Annotated in this window: 11 protein-coding genes; 5 read left to right on the top strand and 6 right to left on the bottom strand. The window is 71.8% G+C overall.

Annotated features, from left to right (window positions below; all coding sequences use genetic code 11):
* Positions 1-4: 4 nt before the first annotated feature.
* Together OG584_RS06235 and OG584_RS06230 are read right to left on the bottom strand one after the other, a co-directional pair.
* Positions 5-355 carry a hypothetical protein gene (locus OG584_RS06235; protein ID WP_405775843.1) on the bottom strand — a complete coding sequence of 117 codons (351 nt, stop codon included), beginning with the start codon at positions 353-355 and terminating at the stop codon, positions 5-7.
* Positions 356-441: 86 nt separating this feature from the next.
* Positions 442-4,482, bottom strand: coding sequence for an amino acid adenylation domain-containing protein (locus OG584_RS06230; RefSeq protein ID WP_405775841.1), 4,041 nt, complete (start codon positions 4,480-4,482; stop codon positions 442-444).
* A gap of 241 nt (positions 4,483-4,723) precedes the next feature.
* Here OG584_RS06230 and OG584_RS06225 point away from each other — a divergent pair, with 241 nt between their 5' ends.
* From OG584_RS06225 to OG584_RS06210, 4 genes are all read left to right on the top strand, one after another.
* Positions 4,724-5,707 carry an Ig-like domain-containing protein gene (locus tag OG584_RS06225; RefSeq protein ID WP_405783902.1) on the top strand — a complete coding sequence of 328 codons (984 nt, stop codon included), beginning with the start codon at positions 4,724-4,726 and terminating at the stop codon, positions 5,705-5,707.
* A gap of 234 nt (positions 5,708-5,941) precedes the next feature.
* Positions 5,942-7,147 (top strand): low temperature requirement protein A, encoded by a 1,206-nt coding sequence (locus tag OG584_RS06220; RefSeq protein ID WP_405775839.1) that lies wholly within the window; start codon positions 5,942-5,944, stop codon positions 7,145-7,147.
* Between the two features lie 355 nt (positions 7,148-7,502).
* Positions 7,503-8,633 (top strand): ribosome small subunit-dependent GTPase A, encoded by a 1,131-nt coding sequence (gene rsgA, locus OG584_RS06215; RefSeq protein WP_405775837.1) that lies wholly within the window; start codon positions 7,503-7,505, stop codon positions 8,631-8,633.
* Between the two features lie 83 nt (positions 8,634-8,716).
* Positions 8,717-10,045: a bifunctional transcriptional activator/DNA repair enzyme AdaA gene (locus tag OG584_RS06210; protein ID WP_405775835.1), complete on the top strand. Its 1,329-nt coding sequence runs from the start codon at positions 8,717-8,719 to the stop codon at positions 10,043-10,045.
* Between the two features lie 36 nt (positions 10,046-10,081).
* Here the strand turns inward: OG584_RS06210 and OG584_RS06205 are convergent, their stop codons facing one another.
* The 4 genes from OG584_RS06205 to OG584_RS06190 all read right to left on the bottom strand — a co-directional run bounded on the left by OG584_RS06205 (position 10,082) and on the right by OG584_RS06190 (position 14,895).
* Positions 10,082-10,447: a PPOX class F420-dependent oxidoreductase gene (locus tag OG584_RS06205; protein WP_405775833.1), complete on the bottom strand. Its 366-nt coding sequence runs from the start codon at positions 10,445-10,447 to the stop codon at positions 10,082-10,084.
* Positions 10,448-10,511: 64 nt separating this feature from the next.
* On the bottom strand, positions 10,512-12,866 hold the full coding sequence (locus OG584_RS06200; protein WP_405775831.1) for a glycosyl hydrolase family 95 catalytic domain-containing protein: 2,355 nt from the start codon (positions 12,864-12,866) through the stop codon (positions 10,512-10,514).
* A gap of 374 nt (positions 12,867-13,240) precedes the next feature.
* On the bottom strand, positions 13,241-13,723 hold the full coding sequence (locus tag OG584_RS06195; RefSeq protein ID WP_405775829.1) for a DUF456 domain-containing protein: 483 nt from the start codon (positions 13,721-13,723) through the stop codon (positions 13,241-13,243).
* Between the two features lie 128 nt (positions 13,724-13,851).
* On the bottom strand, positions 13,852-14,895 hold the full coding sequence (locus tag OG584_RS06190) for a helix-turn-helix domain-containing protein (protein ID WP_405775827.1): 1,044 nt from the start codon (positions 14,893-14,895) through the stop codon (positions 13,852-13,854).
* A gap of 267 nt (positions 14,896-15,162) precedes the next feature.
* Here OG584_RS06190 and OG584_RS06185 point away from each other — a divergent pair, with 267 nt between their 5' ends.
* Positions 15,163-16,830 (top strand): protein phosphatase 2C domain-containing protein, encoded by a 1,668-nt coding sequence (locus OG584_RS06185; protein WP_405775825.1) that lies wholly within the window; start codon positions 15,163-15,165, stop codon positions 16,828-16,830.
* The last annotated feature ends 30 nt before the right edge of the window (positions 16,831-16,860 follow it).

Below are 16,860 nucleotides of genomic sequence, written 5' to 3'. Positions count from 1 at the left end.
GGGCTCAGGGCCGCCGGTCGCTCTGTCCGCAGATCCATGACAGGGCGTCGTACAGCCCTCGCGCGTAATCGTCCGGGACGCCGCGCTGCACGGCGTCCTCCAACTGCACGGTCACCGCGTCCACCTCCGCCGTCAGCAGCCCGAGGTCCGGTGCGCCGCCGGTGATCCCGGTGACCGGCGCCGCGTCCGCCCGGCCCAGGGCCCACAGGTACCCGGCCAGCACACCGCGTGAGAGCTGGCTCTGCGCCTCGGGAGCCGCGGTGCCCTCCACCTTCCGGTACGCCGCCTCCGCTTCGGCGCGGTACCTGGTACCCACGCGTTCGTCATCGAATGGTTCTCTCTCCGGGGTGCTCATACTTCTGAGTGTGTCCGATTCCTTCGTGGTGATGTCTCTGCGGGGTTCCGCCGAGACGCCCGGCGCGTCGGCGCTCCGGAGTCCGGTCAGACGGAGGAGGCCCCCGCCGCGTCGAGATGCCGGCTGAGGGAGCGCCCGATGTGGGCGAGCGGCGCTGCCTGAGTCATGGCGTGGTGGGTGCAGGCGATGTCGTGCGACTCGATTCGTCCGGTCACCCACGGACGCCACGCCTCCCCGGTGAGGGCCTGCGCCGACTTTCCCTGCGTGGCGTGGAAGTACAGCAGGTCTCCCTCGAACACGCCCTCGACGAAAGTCGGCTGGAGCCGGACGGAGTTCGTCAGGACCGAGGTCATCGCGGCCACGTGGTGCTCGGCGAGCCCGTGGCGCTCGGTGAGCGCGGCGGGCTGCCCGTCCCCTCCGTCGCTGCTGAGGATCGCGGCGACATCGGTCGCGGTCAGGGCGGAGAGACCGGGGCCCTGCGGGGTGTGCCCGGCCGCTTCGAGCAGGAGCGCCAGGGCCGCGTGGTCGTCGGGCAGCGACCGGATACCGCTGCGCGGGTCGATGGGACGGGAGTCCAGCATGGCCAGCAGGTCCACCCGTTCGCCCCGGTCCTGCAGCCGCACCGCGATGGCGTGCGACAGCGCCCCGCCCAGCGACCAGCCCAGCAGGTGATAGGGCCCCGACGGCTGTACGGAGCGGATGTGCGCCACGTAGTCGGCGACCATCTCCTCGAAGGTCGCGGGCAGCCCGTCAGGCCCGGAAAGCCCCCGGGCCTGCAGCCCGTACACCGGCAGGTCGTCGGCGAGATGGCGTGGCATTCCCGCGTAGCACCAGCTCAGGCCGCCCGCCGGGTGGACGCAGAACAGCGGCGGCCGGGAGCCGTCGGTACGCAGTGGCAGCAGCATCGCGAAGGGGTCGTGTGCCGTGCCGCTGTCGAGCAGCCTGGCCAGCCCGGCGACGGTCGGAGCCTCGAATACCGCGCCGATCGAGAGGGCGGTGCCCAGCGAGGAGCGGATACGGCCGATGAGCCTCGCGGCCAGCAGCGAGTAGCCGCCGAGGGCGAAGAAGTCGTCGTCGATGCTGACGTCGCCGACACCGAGCACTTCGGTGAAGAGGGCGCAGAGCGTCCTCTCCTGTGCGCTGCGGGCAGGCCTTCCCGCCCGTTCGGCCGTCTCCTCCGGCGCGGGGAGCGCGGCCCGGTCGAGCTTGCCGTGGGGGGTGAGCGGCAGCGTGCCGAGCACCAGCCACGAGGTGGGGACCATGTATCCCGGCAGCCGCTCCGTCGCCCAGGCCCGCAGTGTCGCGGGGTCCGGGGCGCTGTCGGGGGCGGTCCTCGGCCCCGGCACCGGGCGTGGAGTCTGCGGGCCGACGGGAACCACATACGCGACCAGCACCGGCCCGCCCCGCGGAGACTCGCGTACCGCGACCGCCGCACGGGCCACCCCGGGATGGCGGGTGAGCACCGCCTCGATCTCACCGGGCTCGATCCGCAGCCCGCGCAGGGTGAGCTGGTCGTCGGTGCGCCCGAGGTACTCCAGCGAGCCCTGAGCGGTCCACCGCACCAGATCGCCTGTGCGGTACATCCGGCTGCCCGGAGCACCGAACGGATCAGCGAGGAAACGTTCGGCCGTGAGTGCGGGCCGGTGCAGGTAGCCGCGCGCCACCTGGGCGCCACCCAGGTGCAGTTCCCCGGGCACCCCGGGCGGCACCGGGTTCAGGGCGGGGTCCAGGACGTAGGCACGGACGTTGTGACCGGGCCGCCCGATGGCCGGCTCGTCGCCCTCCGCGTCCAGCCGGCAGTACACGGAGTCGACCGTGCACTCGGTCGGCCCGTAGTAGTTGTACGCGGCCGTGTCCGCGCAGTCCCGCAGCCGCCGCCACAGTGCGGCGTCCAGCGGCTCGCCGCCGACCATCAGCAGACGGGGGCGGTGCCGTGCGTCCGCGAGCAGACCGGCTGCGGTCAACTGGTGCAGATAGGAGGGAGTGACGTCCAGGAAGTCGATCCCGTTCCGGTCGACGTAGGCGGCCAGTGCCGCCGGGTCGAGCCGTACGGAGTCGTCGATCACGTGGAGCTCCTGACCGGCCGCCAGGAACAGCGGGCCCTCCCACGCCGTGTCGAACGTGAACGTCGCGGTCAGCGCGGACCGCAGCGGCCGGCCCGCCGCCGCGACGGCCGGGGCGATCAGCTCGCTGTGGTGGTCGGCGCAGAGATTGCTCAGCGAGCGGTGTTCGACGACCACACCCTTCGGCTTCCCGGTGGACCCCGATGTGTAGCTGACATATGCGGCGTTGTGCGGCAGCAGTGGGGCGAGACGGTCGCTGTCGCAGAGGTCGGTGCCGGGCTCGGCGGCCAGCGCGCGGACGGTGCCGGGGGCGTCGATCAGCAGCCCGGACGCCGTTCCGGGCAGCGCCGCCGCTCCCGCCGCAGTGGTGATGACACAGAGCGGGGCGGCATCCGTGAGCAGGTACCGGACGCGCTCGGCGGGGTGTTCCGGGTCCACCGGCACGCATGCCGCGCCCGACTTGAGCACGGCCAGCAGCGCGACCGGGTAGTCGGCGGTGCGGGGCAGGGCCAGCGCGACGAAGGTCTCCGGACCCGCACCGCGCGAGATCAGCAGCCGGGCCAGCCGGTTGGCACGTGTGTTCAGTTCGCCGTACGTGAGTACGTCGTCGCCGCAGACCAGGGCGGTCGCCTCCGGCGCACGGCGCGCGTGGCCCTCGAACAGTTCGGTCAGCGTGGCGGTCGGCACGGGGCGCGCGGTGTCGTTCCAGGCCCCCACCACCTGGTGCCGCTCCTCGGTCGTCAGCAGCCCGATCTCCGCGACGGGCAGATCAGGGCCGGCCGCGGCCAGCGTGTCGAGAAGGGCCAGGAAACGGCGGTGGTGCGCGGCCGTCACCTCCGCGCTGTACAGGGCGGGGTCCGCGTTGAAGTCGATGCGCAGGGAACCGTCGGCCGGGCGGTCGTAGACATTCACGCCGAGTCCGGTGACGGGCCCGTTGGAGAGGTTGTGCAGGACGGCGGGGTGCGGGCCGAACGTCAACTGGGGGTCGTATCCCATGATGTTGATGCCCCAGTCGCCCAGGTATCCATGGGTGGGCATGCCGCCGATGTCCTTGACGAGATCCGGCGCCGGGTAACGCTGGTGGCGCAGCAGCCCGCGCGCCTGCCGCGAGGTGTGGCGTACGAGCTCGGAGAGGGTGGTGCCGGGCTCCAGCCGTACGGAGAGCGGCAGCACGTTGGCCAGCATGACCGGGACCGTACGGGCCACCGGGCCGGTGCGGCCGGTCACCGTCAGATCCAGCGACACCTCCTCCCGTCCGCTCAGCCGGTGCACGTACAGGGCCAGCGCCGCCATCGCGACCGACGGCAGGCTCGTCCTGGCCTGCCGGGCCAGGGCCCGCAGCGCGGCGGCCGACTGGGCGCCGACCGGCCCGCTCTCCCGTACGAACCGGTGCGGGACCGACTTCAGCCGGCCCGCCGCGTCGGGCGCCGCCGGGCTGTCCGCGAGTTGCGCGGCCCAGTACTCCCGGTCCTCGGTGAACCGCTGCGATGCGTGGTACGCCGCCTCGTCGGCCAGCAGCTCCTCCAGCGTGCCCCAGGTGGAGGCGGGGCAGAAGCGCCCGGACTCCAGCGCGGTGTAGATCTCGGCGACCCGCTGGATGAAGAGGGAGAAGGCGTAACCGTCCAGCGCGATGTGATGCACGCTGATGTAGAGCAGGAAGCACTCGTCGTCGGTCCTGAGCACCGCGAAGGTGAAGAGCGGAGGCCGCCCGAGGTCCAGCGGCCGCCGCATGTCCTGCCACATCCACGCGTGCGCGGCGGCCCACGGGTCATCGGCGCCGCGCAGATCGACCTGCGGCAGTGACCACTGCGGCGGGGGCCCGACGTGCTGCCAGGTGCGGCCGTCGGTGTCGGTCTCGAAGCCGGCCCGCAGCGCCTGCGTCTCACCGACGGCCTCGCGCAGGGACTCCTCCAGCAGCTCCAGGTGGAGCGGACCCCGGATCTCGACGTACTCGGCCGCGCGGTAGTTGGGGTTCTCCGCGTCCAGCTCCTGGGAGAACCACATCCCCGTCTGTGAGGCGGTCAGCGGCAAGCGACCGTTCCGGCTGCCGGACTTCCTGTTCATGCGTGCCGTCTCCTGACGCAGGTGCTTGGTCTCTACGGGCCATCAGGGCCAACGAGCGTCACCGGACAGGTGTATTGGTCCCGGGCGAAACTCTTTGGGACGGCAGCCCGCGGAGGGCCCGCGAACGGTGCTCGCCTAGACTTGGCCTGCGCTTTACGAGAAGCTCTGCAACCGCTGTGCCCCAACAGCTGTCTGTAGGGGTGTTGTGTCCAGCGGGAAGTAATGTGAGCGGAGCATGAGCATGGGCCGGGTCAAGGGCAGCATAGGAATCGCACTGCTGGTCAGCGCGGTACTGGCGGGCACGAGTGCCTGTGGGGGAAATGCCTCGGCGTCCGCCTCGGGCGACTCGGCGAACGGGGCATCGCCCAAGGCGTCGGCGAGCGCCCACCCGAAACCGACGCATCCGGCCGGACCGCCCATGCTGCTGGAGACGATCGCCCCCAAGACGGGTGCGACGGTCGGCGTCGCGATGCCGATCTCGGTGGTCTTCACCAATCCGGTGGCCACCTCGGCCCGTGCCAAGGTCGAGAAGCACCTGAAGGTCTCCGCTTCCGAACCGGTCACCGGCGCCTGGCACTGGTTCAGCAGCACCCGCGCCGACTGGCGTCCGCAGAACTACTGGCACCCCGGCACCAAGGTGACCCTGGACGCGGACCTGAAGGACGTGGCGAACGGCAACGGCCGTTACGGAACGCACAACTACACGCACAAGTTCACCATCGGTGACGACGTCGAGGCCACAGCCTCGGTGCCCGGCCACTCGATGAAGGTGACGCGCGGCGGCAAGACGGTCCGGACGCTCCCGATCGACGCGGGCAGCCCGAGCTTCCCCTCGTGGGACGGCACGATGGCCGTGATGGACAAGGCGCGCGAGGTCCACATGACCTCGTGCAGCGTCGGCATCAGCTGCACCAAGGGCAGCCCCGACTTCTACGACCTGACCCTGCCGTGGGACGTGCACCTCACCAATTCCGGCACCTACATCCACTACTCGACCGGCGATCCCTACCCGGGCCACAGCTACGGCTCGCACGGCTGTGTCCACCTCTCGATGGCCGATGCCAAGTGGTTCTACGACTTCGTCAAGCAGGGCGACCCGATCACCATCACCGGTTCCCCGCGCGGCAAGGCGGCAGGTGACAACGGCTACGCCGACTTCAATCTCTCCTGGTCGCAGTGGCTGAAGGACAGCGCCGCCGGCCAGCAGACGACTGCCACCGGCTGACCCGCTCTCCGCACCGCACCGTTCCCGACCGGCCCGCAGCTCCCGCTGCGGGCCGGTCCGCGTGCGGTCCGCGCCAGCGCGTCCGCCGGGCCCCGGCGCCCCGGTCCGAGCCGTGCCGGCCTTTCCCGCGGCGACCGTGTCGGCTGTGCGGCGGGCCGCGATCTGCGCCATGGTGAGGTGCGTAGGGCACGGGACAGGGCAGGTGCCGTGTGCGAGCGGAGGAGCGAAACGCCGATGAGTGAAGAGACAGCGGCGGGAGCGGGGCACGGAGGACCCGGGCTCCCGGTGATCCGGATGCGGGCCCGGAACCCGGCCGAACCGCACCGCGCGTCCACCCCCTTGGAGCTATTCTTCGATCTGTGCTTCGTCGTCGCGGTCTCACAGGCGGGCAGCCGCCTCGTGCACGCGCTTGCCGAAGGCGACCCGGCCCACGGGATCACCGGGTACCTGCTCGTGTTCTTCGCGATCTGGTGGGCCTGGGTCAACTTCTCCTGGTTCGCCTCCGCGTACGACACCGACGACGTGCTCTACCGGGTGGCCACCCTGGTCCAGATCGCCGGGGTACTCGTACTCGCCGCCGGGGTTCCGCGCGCCTTCGACCACGCCGACTACGGGGTCGCGATCGTCGGATACCTGATCATGCGGGTCGTGCTGACGCTCCAGTGGCTCCGGGCGGCGCACAGCGAGACGGGAGCCGCCCGGACCACGGCCCTGCGCTACGCCGCCGGGCTCGTGACCGTGCAGATCGGCTGGGTCGCTCTGCTGCTGCTGCCCGATGCCGCCTGGACGTGGGGCTTCGTTCCCATGGCCGTCGTGGACCTGGGCGTGCCGGCGTACGCGGAGCACCGCCACCGGACCAACTGGCATCCCCGCCACATCGCCGAGCGCTACGGGCTCTTCACCATCATCATGCTCGGTGAGACGGTCGCCGCCGCCACGGTCGCGGTGCAGTCGGCGGTGGACGAGTCAGCCGCGCTCGGCGAATTGCTGCCGATCGCCGCAGGCGGACTCGTCATCGTCTTCGGCGCCTACTGGATCTACTTCGCGGTGCCCATCCACGAGTATCTGGTCTCCAACCGGCAGGCTTTCCTCTGGGGTTACGGCCACTATCTGGTCTTCGGCTCGGCCGCCGCGATCGGCTCGGGCATCGAGGTGACCGTCGAGGAGGTGACGGGCCACGCACACATCCCGGCGCTCGCGGCAGCGGCGGCGGCCACCGTGCCGACCGCACTGTTCTTGCTGACGGTGTCGCTGCTGCACACGCGCCACTTCAAACGGGACACGGCTCAGCGGGCAGTCCTGCCGGTCAGCGTCCCGCTGGTGCTCGCGACCACCTTCGCCGGTCACTGGGCGGTGCCGCTCGCCGGGCTCGTCGTCGCAGCCACCGTCGTCGCCGGCATTGTGCTGGCCCGGCGGCACCCCGCCGTTCAGGAGGCGTGAAGTCCTGGTGCCTGCTCAGCGCTTCCTGTGAACCACAGGGCCAGGTGCGTGCGTCTGCCCGCCCGCGTCTGCCCGTCCATCCGGCCGCCGGTCCATCCGGCCGCCCGTTCCCCCCGTCCGTAAAATGGGTGGTGCGTGGCGAGCCGGCCGGGCTACTGTCCGTCTCGTTCCGCACGGCGGTGGCGCAGTTCGCCACGGCTGTGGCCGTTTCATGTGTGACCCGGGAGGTGTGACCTATGACTGTCGTTTCCGCGGTGGGCGTTGCCCGCACTCAGCCAGTCGTGTCCTCCTCCCGCGGTCCCCGGGTGATCTCTTCGTAAGTCGCCTGCCGGGGCTGCCCCTTGAAGGGTCCCCCTTGTCTTCTCGTCTGCCTTCCCGTTCCTCCTCCCACTCCGAGAACCTCTCCGCTCCCGCGCACCCGCTCGCACCGTACGGCTGGGACGCGGGCTGGGAGGCGGAGTTCGCCCCCTACGCCGCGCAGGGGCTGCTGCCCGGCCGCGTCGTGAGAGTCGACCGCGGCCGGTGCGACGTCATCACTCCGGCCGGGCCGGTGCGCGCCGACACCGAGTACGTCGTTCCGCGCGACCCCATGCGGGTCGTGTGCACAGGCGACTGGGCCGCCGTCGATCCGGGCGGTGACCCGCAGTTCGTACGGACTCTGCTGCCGCGCCGGACCGCGTTCGTGCGCTCGACGTCGTCCGAGCGGTCCGAGGGACAGATCCTCGCCGCCAACGTCGACCACGTCATCATCGCGGTGTCGCTGGCCGTGGAGCTCGACCTCGGCCGGATCGAGCGGTTCCTCGCCCTGGCGTGGGAGTCGGGCGCCGCACCGCTCGTCGTGCTCACCAAGGCCGACCTGGTACCCGATCCCACCGGGCTCTCGTATCTCGTCGACGACGTCGAGACCACCGCGCCAGGGGTGCAGGTGCTGCCCGTCAGTTCCGCCACCGGCACAGGCGTCGATGTACTGGCCGCCGTGGTGGCCGGAGGGACGAGCGTGCTGCTCGGAGCCTCCGGTGCGGGCAAATCGACACTGGCCAACGCACTGGCCGACGCGGACGTGATGGAGGTGCAGGCCACCCGGGATGCGGACGGTAAGGGCCGGCACACCACCACCACCCGCAATCTGATCGTCCTGCCCGGCGGGGGAGTCCTCATCGACACCCCGGGGCTGCGCGGTGTCGGGCTCTGGGACGCGTCGAGCGGCGTCAGCCAGGTCTTCGCCGAGATCGACGCGCTCGCTCAGCAGTGTCGTTTCCACGACTGCGCCCACGAAGCGGAGCCGGGATGCGCGGTGCTCGCGGCGATCGACGACGGTTCACTGCCGGTCCGCCGACTGGAGAGCTTCCGCAAGCTGCTCAGGGAGAACCAGCGCATCCTCGCGAGGACCGACGCCCGGCTGCGTGCGGAGATCCGGCGGGACTGGAAGATGAAGGGCCAGCAGGGCCGGGCCAACATGGAGGCCAAGCGCGGCAAGGCCCGCTGACCCTGGGAGTGGTCCCCGCCGCCCCGGCCGCGCTGTCCGATTCCCGCCGGTCGGGTGGCGGGGGCCGGGGCACACTGGTTTCCGTGACGGATGAAGAGACCAGGTACGAAGCGGTGAGCAGCCGTGACGCGCGCTTCGACGGAGAGTTCTTCTTCGCCGTGCGCACCACGGGCATCTACTGCCGGCCCAGCTGCCCGGCGGTGACCCCCAAACGCAAGAACGTCTGCTTCTATCCGACAGCGGCTGCGGCCCAGGGCGGCGGCTTCCGGGCCTGCCGCCGCTGCCGGCCGGACGCTGTGCCCGGCTCGGCCGCCTGGAACGTCCGCGCTGACGTGGTCGGCCGCGCCATGCGCATGATCGGCGACGGAGTGGTGGACCGCGAGGGTGTGCCGGGCCTCGCGCTCCGGCTCGGATACAGCACCCGCCAAGTCCAGCGGCAGCTGACCGCCGAGGTCGGCGCGGGGCCGGTCGCCCTCGCCCGCGCGCAGCGCTCGCACACCGCGCGCGTCCTGCTGCAGACGACGGGCCTGCCCGTGACGGAGATCGCGTTCGCTGCCGGGTTCGCGAGCGTGCGCCAGTTCAACGACACCATCCGGCAGATCTACGCCCGCACGCCGAGCGAGCTGCGGGCGGAGGCGGCCACATCCACGCCGGCGGGCACAGCGGGGACGGCGGCCGGGATCCCGCTCCGGCTCGCCCACCGCGGCCGCTACGCCGCACGCGAGGTCTTCGACCTCCTCGCGCGGGAGGCGATCCCGCGGATCGAGGAGGTGCTCGGCAACCCGGGCTTCCGTACCTACCGGCGCACCCTGCGGCTGCCGTACGGCTCGGGCGTCGTCGCCGTCGGCGAGCGTTCGCCGGGACGCTGGCTGGATGCCCGGATCCACCTCACAGATCTGCGGGACCTGACCACAGCGGTACAGCGTCTGCGCCGGCTCTTCGACCTGGACGCCGATCCGTACGCCATCGACGAGCGTCTCTCCGCCGACCCCCGCCTCGCGCCGCTCGTCGCACGGCGCCCCGGACTGCGCTCGCCCGGTACCGCGGAGCCCGAGGAGTTCGCGGTACGGGTGCTGGCCGGCCGGGAGAAGGCACAGTGGCTGGTCGAGCGCTACGGAACCGTGCTCGACCAACCGAACGGCGGGCTCACGCACCTCTTCCCCGCCGCGGCCGGACTGCTGGCCGACGAGCCGTCACTGGGTGCCGTGTCCGGCGTACGCCTCGACCCGGGAGCCGACCGGGACGAGGCCGAGGACGCGCTTCTCGAACTGCCCCGCATGACACCGCGGACCGCGGCACTGATCCGGATGCGGGCGCTCGGCGACCCCGACGTGGCGCCCGCCGGGGAGCCGGGCCCGGAGACCTGGCGGCCGTGGCGCTCGTACGCGCTGCGCCACATCTGGCTCGAATAGCGGGTCAGATGTCCGCCGGGAGGAAGAGGCCCCGGGTCACTCCAGGCCCCAACTGTGGATCTTCACGGGGTGGATGCGGATCAGTTCCTCGCTGAAGTGCGGGCCGAGCTCGTGCGGTCCGGTCAGCAGCTCGGCCTCGCCCCTGATGTCGACCCCGCGTACCTTCCACGGCTGCACGCTCACCACATCGTCGACGACGAGTGCGACCTTCGGATTGGCCTGCAGATTCCGCCACTTCTTGGTCGTGCCGAGGGCGTATCCGCCGATCAGGATCGTCCCGTCCTCCTGCGGATAGAAGCCGACCGGGTTGGCCTGCGGCTGCCCCCTGGGGTCGACCGTGGCCAGCCTCCCCAGGCGCTGGGTGGCGAGATACGCGCGCTCGGCGTCGGTGAATTCACTCATGCGCCAAGCATCGCGCGCGTATCCGGTCCCCGCACCGGAGGCACGGCCCCGATCTTCCGCGATCTCACGCGGGCAGCCCCCAGTGTGGCGCGTCCGCGACAGGAGCGACCGGCCGCACCGTCAGATCCGGACGGTCACCCGCCGCGGTGATGAGTGCGGACTCGCCCCGCCGGAGCGTGATGACGATGCAGCCGCCGTCCGCCGTTTCGTAATGCAGCGGGCGCCCGTGGCTGTCGCGTACGTCGATGGGTCCGTCGATCCCATGGACCACGGCACACGGCGCGCCCGCCTCACTGGCCACCCGCACCCACCGGGTCACACCCTTCTCCCGTACCGCGCTGAGCAGGAACGCCCCCTGCGTACGGAAGTCGTGGAGCACGAGGTCGCGCCACGCCGCAGGGACAGCGGGAAAGACCCTGAGCACGCCGCCCCACGACTGGCAGAGCATGTCGTGCAGCGACTGCGCCGCCGACAGAGGCGTCTCGATGACCGGGCCCGACTCCTTGTACATCGTGTTGGCCTGGATGAAGCGTGTCATGAGCTCGCCCAGGTACTTCAGTGCGTCCTCGCCCTTGCCGAGCAGCGCCGACATGGAGGCGGCACCGGTGAACGTATAGCCCTGCAGGGCTCCTTCGAAGCCGACCCAGTGGGCCAGCGACTTCTCGATCAGCGCGCGTTCGTCCGGGGTGCGGCCGGTCAGCTCGTAAAGGGGGTAGACCGCGAGGAGATGCGAGTAGTGGCGGTGGGACATCGCGAAGGGGACACCCGCGCCGATCATGAAGCCGTTCTCGTCGACCGGGTACGGCGTCAGCCTGGCCAGTACCTCCTGCCAGCGTTCCCCGAGCGGGTCCTTGACACCGAGGGCGGCGGCCGAATCGACCAGGGTGCTGCAGCCCCAGCGCAGGAGCATCAGGTCGTAGTTGGTGTCCGGGGCGTTGACGCCGTACTCGGGCGAGAAGGTGGCCGGCAGGTGCAGCTTGCCGTCCTTGCCCGGTGTCAGGAAGTGCAGGTAGTAGTTGACTGCCTTGCGCAGCAGCGGGAAGAGCGTGTCGCGCAGGATTCGCTCGTCCATGGTGTGGCGGTAGCTCAGCCAGACGTTGTGCAGAGCCCAGGTGAGGTTGCCGACCTCGGGGGTCGGCGGGTCCTGGCCGGGGATGCCCACGCCGTAACCGCCGTCGGTGACGTCCCCGCCGTTGGCCAGCTGGGGGTCGGTGGTGCGGGGGATGCCCGCCGAGTCCTTCCGGTACGGGGCCGCCAGCTGGTTCGACAGGTTCTCCCGGAACTCGCCCAACGCCCTGGTCACTGCGTCGAGTTCCAGGTGGTTCGAGCCGTGGATCAGCCAGTACTCCAGCTGAACGTTGAGGTTCCACCAGGTGTTCGGCCAGGGCGTCGGCTCCAGCCAGGGGCCTGACGTAGCCATGACGGGAGCGTCGGCGCGGGCGGCGGACGCGACCTTGTAGAGCTGGATCCAGTAGAAGCGCTGGATGCGGGCGTCGGGCACCGAGATGAAGCTCTTGCGGTAGTAGCGGTGCCACCAGGCGCGGTGGGTCGGAGCGTGCATGCCGTAGGGGACCGGCGCGACTCCGCGGATCAGCCGTACGGCCCGGTCGCTCGCGGAGTTCCCCGGGTGGGAGTGCGCCACGGTGACGTACAGCGTCCGCCCCGCGCCGTGGGCGTGCTCCTGCCACGCGGTCACGTGCCGGCCACCCGCCAGGAGCGGCTGGACGGCTGCGGTCACTCCGCTGTGCTGCTCGGTGACGGCGGGCGGGTTGGCCGTGTATCCGTCGGGGAGCGGTTTCGAGGCGGCGCGCGGGCTGATCGCATCGGCGGGGTGGAAGACCCAGCGGAAGTCCTTCTCACCCGCGCTCGGCGTGATCTCGACGGCCAGCACGGACAGCGAGTTGTGGACCAGCGCTCGCAGGGTGAGGGTGCCGCGGTCTGTGGTCAGCGTGCCCGTCAGCTCGGCGTCGCGCAGCCCCAGCCGCCAGTCGACGGCGGTGATGGTGCCGACGGGCTCCAGCGTGAAGTACCCGATGGGCAGCCGGGCGAGGCCGAAGAGTGAACCGAACTCGGGCCGGTGATCGGTCACTTCGGAGTGCTGGACGTTGAACCGGACCGCGTTGCGGCCGGGCTCGGCGTAGATGCCCGACCCCAGGTAGCCGTTGCCGAGGTACGGGCCCTCGTACCAGGTCTCCGGCATCTTCTGCCAGACGAGATCCGCGTCCGCGAGAATCGTCTTCCAGCTGTCGTCCGACGACTGTACGGCGGTCGGCGTGAGCCGGTGGGCTGCCGCGTCGGCGCCGCCCGGGGCGGCCTGCGCGGGCACCGCGGTCAGGCCTCCGGTCAGCAGGGCTCCCCCGATGGCGGTGCCGGTCGTGAGGACGGTGCGGCGTTTCGGTGGTTCAGGTGCAGCGGCCATGACGCCTCCCGGCGGCTCGTCATCAACTGATTCATCCGAGCTATCCCAGGGAGAAAGGTAAGCATGGCCTTGGGGTGCGTCAATGAGTCGGGATAGATCCCATGTATCGGGGCGGAGCTGCGTAACCGTGATGCCTGGTCGGGACCGTGGGGGCGCCCCGCCGGCCGCACCCTCGTGCGGCACGTACGCGATGGTCCGCGGAAAGGCGGGGGTATCGGCCGGTGGCCGCCGCGGATGACGGCGCCGACGGCCGCATGTGCGGGCGGCGGACGGGCCGGGCGTTCCCGGGCCGGCGGGCGCACGGTCGGAGTCATGTCCCGCGGCCCCGGACCCTTGGGGCATGCCGGTGAGCGCGGCCTTCCGGAGCCGACCGCTCAGCCCCAGACGAGTGCGCCGAGCCAGGCGCCGATGACGGTCAGACAAGCGAGCAGTTCGACGAGGACCGCCGTCCCGATGGCCCGCATGACCGTACGGGTCGACGCCCAGCCGGCGCGGTGGCTGCCGAGCCGCACCCGCTCCGCTCCGTAGATCCCGCCGATGAAACCGGCGACACCGCCCAGTACCGGCACGATGAAGAATCCCACGACCCCCGCGACCCCGCCGGTGTACACCGTCCTGCGCGGCGCCCCGGACTCCCGCGGCCGGCGTGCGGGCAGCAGCGGGCGAAGGGCCTGGTTCAGCAGCAGCACGGCCGTGGCCCCGGCGAGCACACCCCAGGCGAGACCGGTGGTGTCGGTCAGTGCCCACCAGGCGGCCGCGGCCCAGACGATCGCCGGCCCCGGTACCCCGGGGACCATCACCCCCACCAGGCCGAGCAGCATCACCAGGCCGACCGCGACGAGCTGCCACAGACTCATCTGCCAAGCCTGCGGTAAGGGGCGGCCTCCCGCAGCCCGGCACAGCGCTCCCGGCGACCGGCGTCACCAGGTGGGAGGGGGCGAAGAGGCGCCTGGCATGTGCGCCTGGCACGGTCGCCGGACCTCGGTCAGCCGTTCCCCGCGAAGGGGGCGTCCGGTGTGCTCCGGCCGGGCGAATTCCGATCGGGCCCCCTGGCGACCCATCCTCTCTCGTACGCGTGCCAGCCGAGCTGCAGCCTGGTGGTCACCCCGGTAAGCCCCATCAGCCCTTTCACCCGCCGCTGCACCGTCCGCAGCCCGAGCTCCAGCTGCTTGGCCACACTCGCGTCGGTCATCCCGGCGAGCAGCAGGGAGAGGATCTGCAGATCCGTGGCGTCAGGACCCGGCCTACTGGACTCGGAAACATCCCCTTCGTGTCCCAGTCGCAGGGGCAGTGCCTCCCGCCAGACCGCTTCGAACAGTCCGCGCAGTGATTCCAGGAGCCCGCTCTCGTGGACGACCAGTGCGGAGGGCTGGGCTCCCCGGCCGGTCAGCGGCACCATCGCCAGGCTCCGGTCGGCGATCACCAGCTTCGTCGGCACCCGGTCGACGACCCGCACCTGCTCCTCGCGGCCGAGCGCCCCGGCCAGCTCGGCTATGCCGCCGGGCTCCTCCAGGACGACGCGTTCCAGTACCACTCGGTAGGAGACCCCGCGTGCCGCCGCCCGCTCCTCGGCATCGTTGTCACCGCCGGAGACCGCGATCGGGCGGCCCCCCGTGACCAGCGCGCAGACCTCGTCGGCCGCACCCAGCTGTAACTGGAGAAACCGCTGGGACACCGCGGTCGCACCGGTGACCAACTCGACGAGGTCGAGTACCGCGGGCTCCCTCGCCTCCGCCCTGAACTCCTCGGCCAGCAACGCCGCTGCCAGCTCCGCCTGCTCCAGCTCGTGGCGGTGCTGGGTGAGGAGCGCGCCCAGCGCGACACCCGGCGGCGCCGCCACCCACCGGCCCGGCCGGGCGGTCGACTGGGCGGCCAGACCGTGCTGTTCGAGCCGGCGCAGGACGCGTTCCGTACCGGCCTCGGAGAGCTGGAGCCGGTGGGCGAGATCGGACAGCTCGGCCGCGCCCAGCGCGACGAGCGAGCGGTACGCCGACTCCTGGAGGTCGTCCAGACCTATGACGCCGAGCAAGGGGGGCCCCGATCCGGTGGCGGTTTTGAGTCACGGCGGGTTTCCGCCGCGGCACATCATCGCTGTTCAACTCCTTCTTCTGCCAGGGTGATCGAACTGATGTAACAGAACTCGGGCGCACACAAAGCCCGGTTGACCGTATCGAGCGGTTTGCGACGGCCTGTTCCGCATCTCCGTTGGGCTGCACCCCCGTGGGGGGCGGTGCGGCCCAACGGGCATTTCGGCGCACCCTGTACCGGGACCACCCCATCGATGGACAATAGGGGCATGAGTCAGCAGGGGGAGAGGCCCGCCACCGCCGACGACTGGTGGAGCCGGCTGTACGACGAGACCGCAGAGGGCCAGGGGGCCGCCGACAAGGGCGACAGCCTGGACGACCGTTTCGACTCCGCCGCGGGGACGGTGGGCGACGAGCCGTCCGCCGTGCCGGAGGCCGCGCAACAGCAACCACGCGTCCCGGAGCCGGAGTTGCCCGCCCCGGCGGCGGGCTCACCGTCCGGTCCCGCTCCGTGGCCGGCCGCCAGTCCGAGGGACCGGGCGCCGTGGGAACCGCCCGCAGAAGGTGAACTGCCCTCACGTACCTTTCCGTTCCAGCGGAACGGGACCGGCAGGCCCGGCGAGGTGCCGGAGGCCCGAGCGCCGTCCGGGACCGGACTGACGCCGCAGAGCGCGGCCCCGGCCGGGACCGGGGCACAGCCCGCGACCGCGAAGCCGCCGCCGGCGCCCCCCACGACCGTGCCGCCCCCCACGACCGTGCCGCCCCCCACAGCGCCGCCCCGCCCACCGGCGGCTGAGCCGGCCGCCCACCCCCCGCTCCCGTTCCGCAGACCTCCGGCGACACCCGTACCCGCTGCCCCGCCCGCGCCCGTAGAGGCATCGCCGCCCGCGCCCGCGCCGGAATCACCACATCCGCCCGCCGCACCCCCCACCCCTGGCACCACAGACCCCAGCCCGCGGCCCGCCGTCACCCATGTGGGTGACGGGCCGCCCACCTACAACGCGGAGCCCACCGCGCTGCCCGACGCGCAGCCCGACGCCCTGGACGAACTCGTCGCCGACACCGTCCTCGACGGCGCCTCCTACGGTTCGTACACCGTGCGCGCCGCCTCCGTACGCGGGGACTCCGCTCGCTACCGGGGGGAGCCCCGCAGGGATGCGCTGCTCACCGTCCGTTTCGGCACCGGAGACAGCGCGCTCGTGCTCATCGCCGTCGCCAGTGGCGCACGGGCGTCGGAAGGCGCGCACCTGGCGGCGGCCGATGCCTGCCGGTGGATCGGCGGGGCCGTCGGACGCAGTCGGCAGCGGCTCGCCGATGACATAAGGGCGGGCCGCAGGGGTGACCTCAAGTCGGGGCTGCACCGGCTCACCGGGCGCGGCTTCGGCAAACTGCGCGCCCGTGCGTCGGAACTCGGCCTCGAACCGCACGAGTACACGGCGTCGCTGCGCTGTCTGCTGCTCTCCGCGGACCCCGAATGCCGTACCCGCGTCTTCTTCGGGGTCGGGGGAGGCGGAATCTTCCGCCTCCGTGACGGCGCCTGGCAGGACATGGAGCCGGTGCTTCCCGGTCCGGCCCACACCACCGGTGAGGCCGTCGTGGGCTTCGGCCCGGCGCCCTCCGGCATGACGTCCGGCGACCGGCCGGACACGGACCCCGGCGCGGCGCCACCTCTCGCCGTGCACCCCGGAAACGCTCAGCCGCCGCCCGCCGAGTCCTTCCGCTTCCGGGCCTCGGTGGCCAGACCGGGGGACACGCTGCTGCTCTGCAGTGCCGGCCTCGCCGAACCACTGCGCGGTGAGCCCGCGCTCTCCGACGAGCTGGCCGCGCGCTGGGCGGCCACCGAACCGCCTGGGCTCACCGAGTTCCTCGGCGACGCCCAGGTGCGCGTCAAGGGGTACGCCGACGACCGCACGGCCGCGGCGGTCTGGGAGTCGTAGGGCCTGCCGGGAGGACGACCGCGCACCCCC

The organism is Streptomyces sp. NBC_00859, assembly GCF_045161865.1.
Lineage (GTDB): Bacteria > Actinomycetota > Actinomycetes > Streptomycetales > Streptomycetaceae > Streptomyces.
The sequence above is the reverse complement of the archived record's forward strand: the minus strand, read 5'-3'. Positions and strand labels throughout refer to the sequence as shown.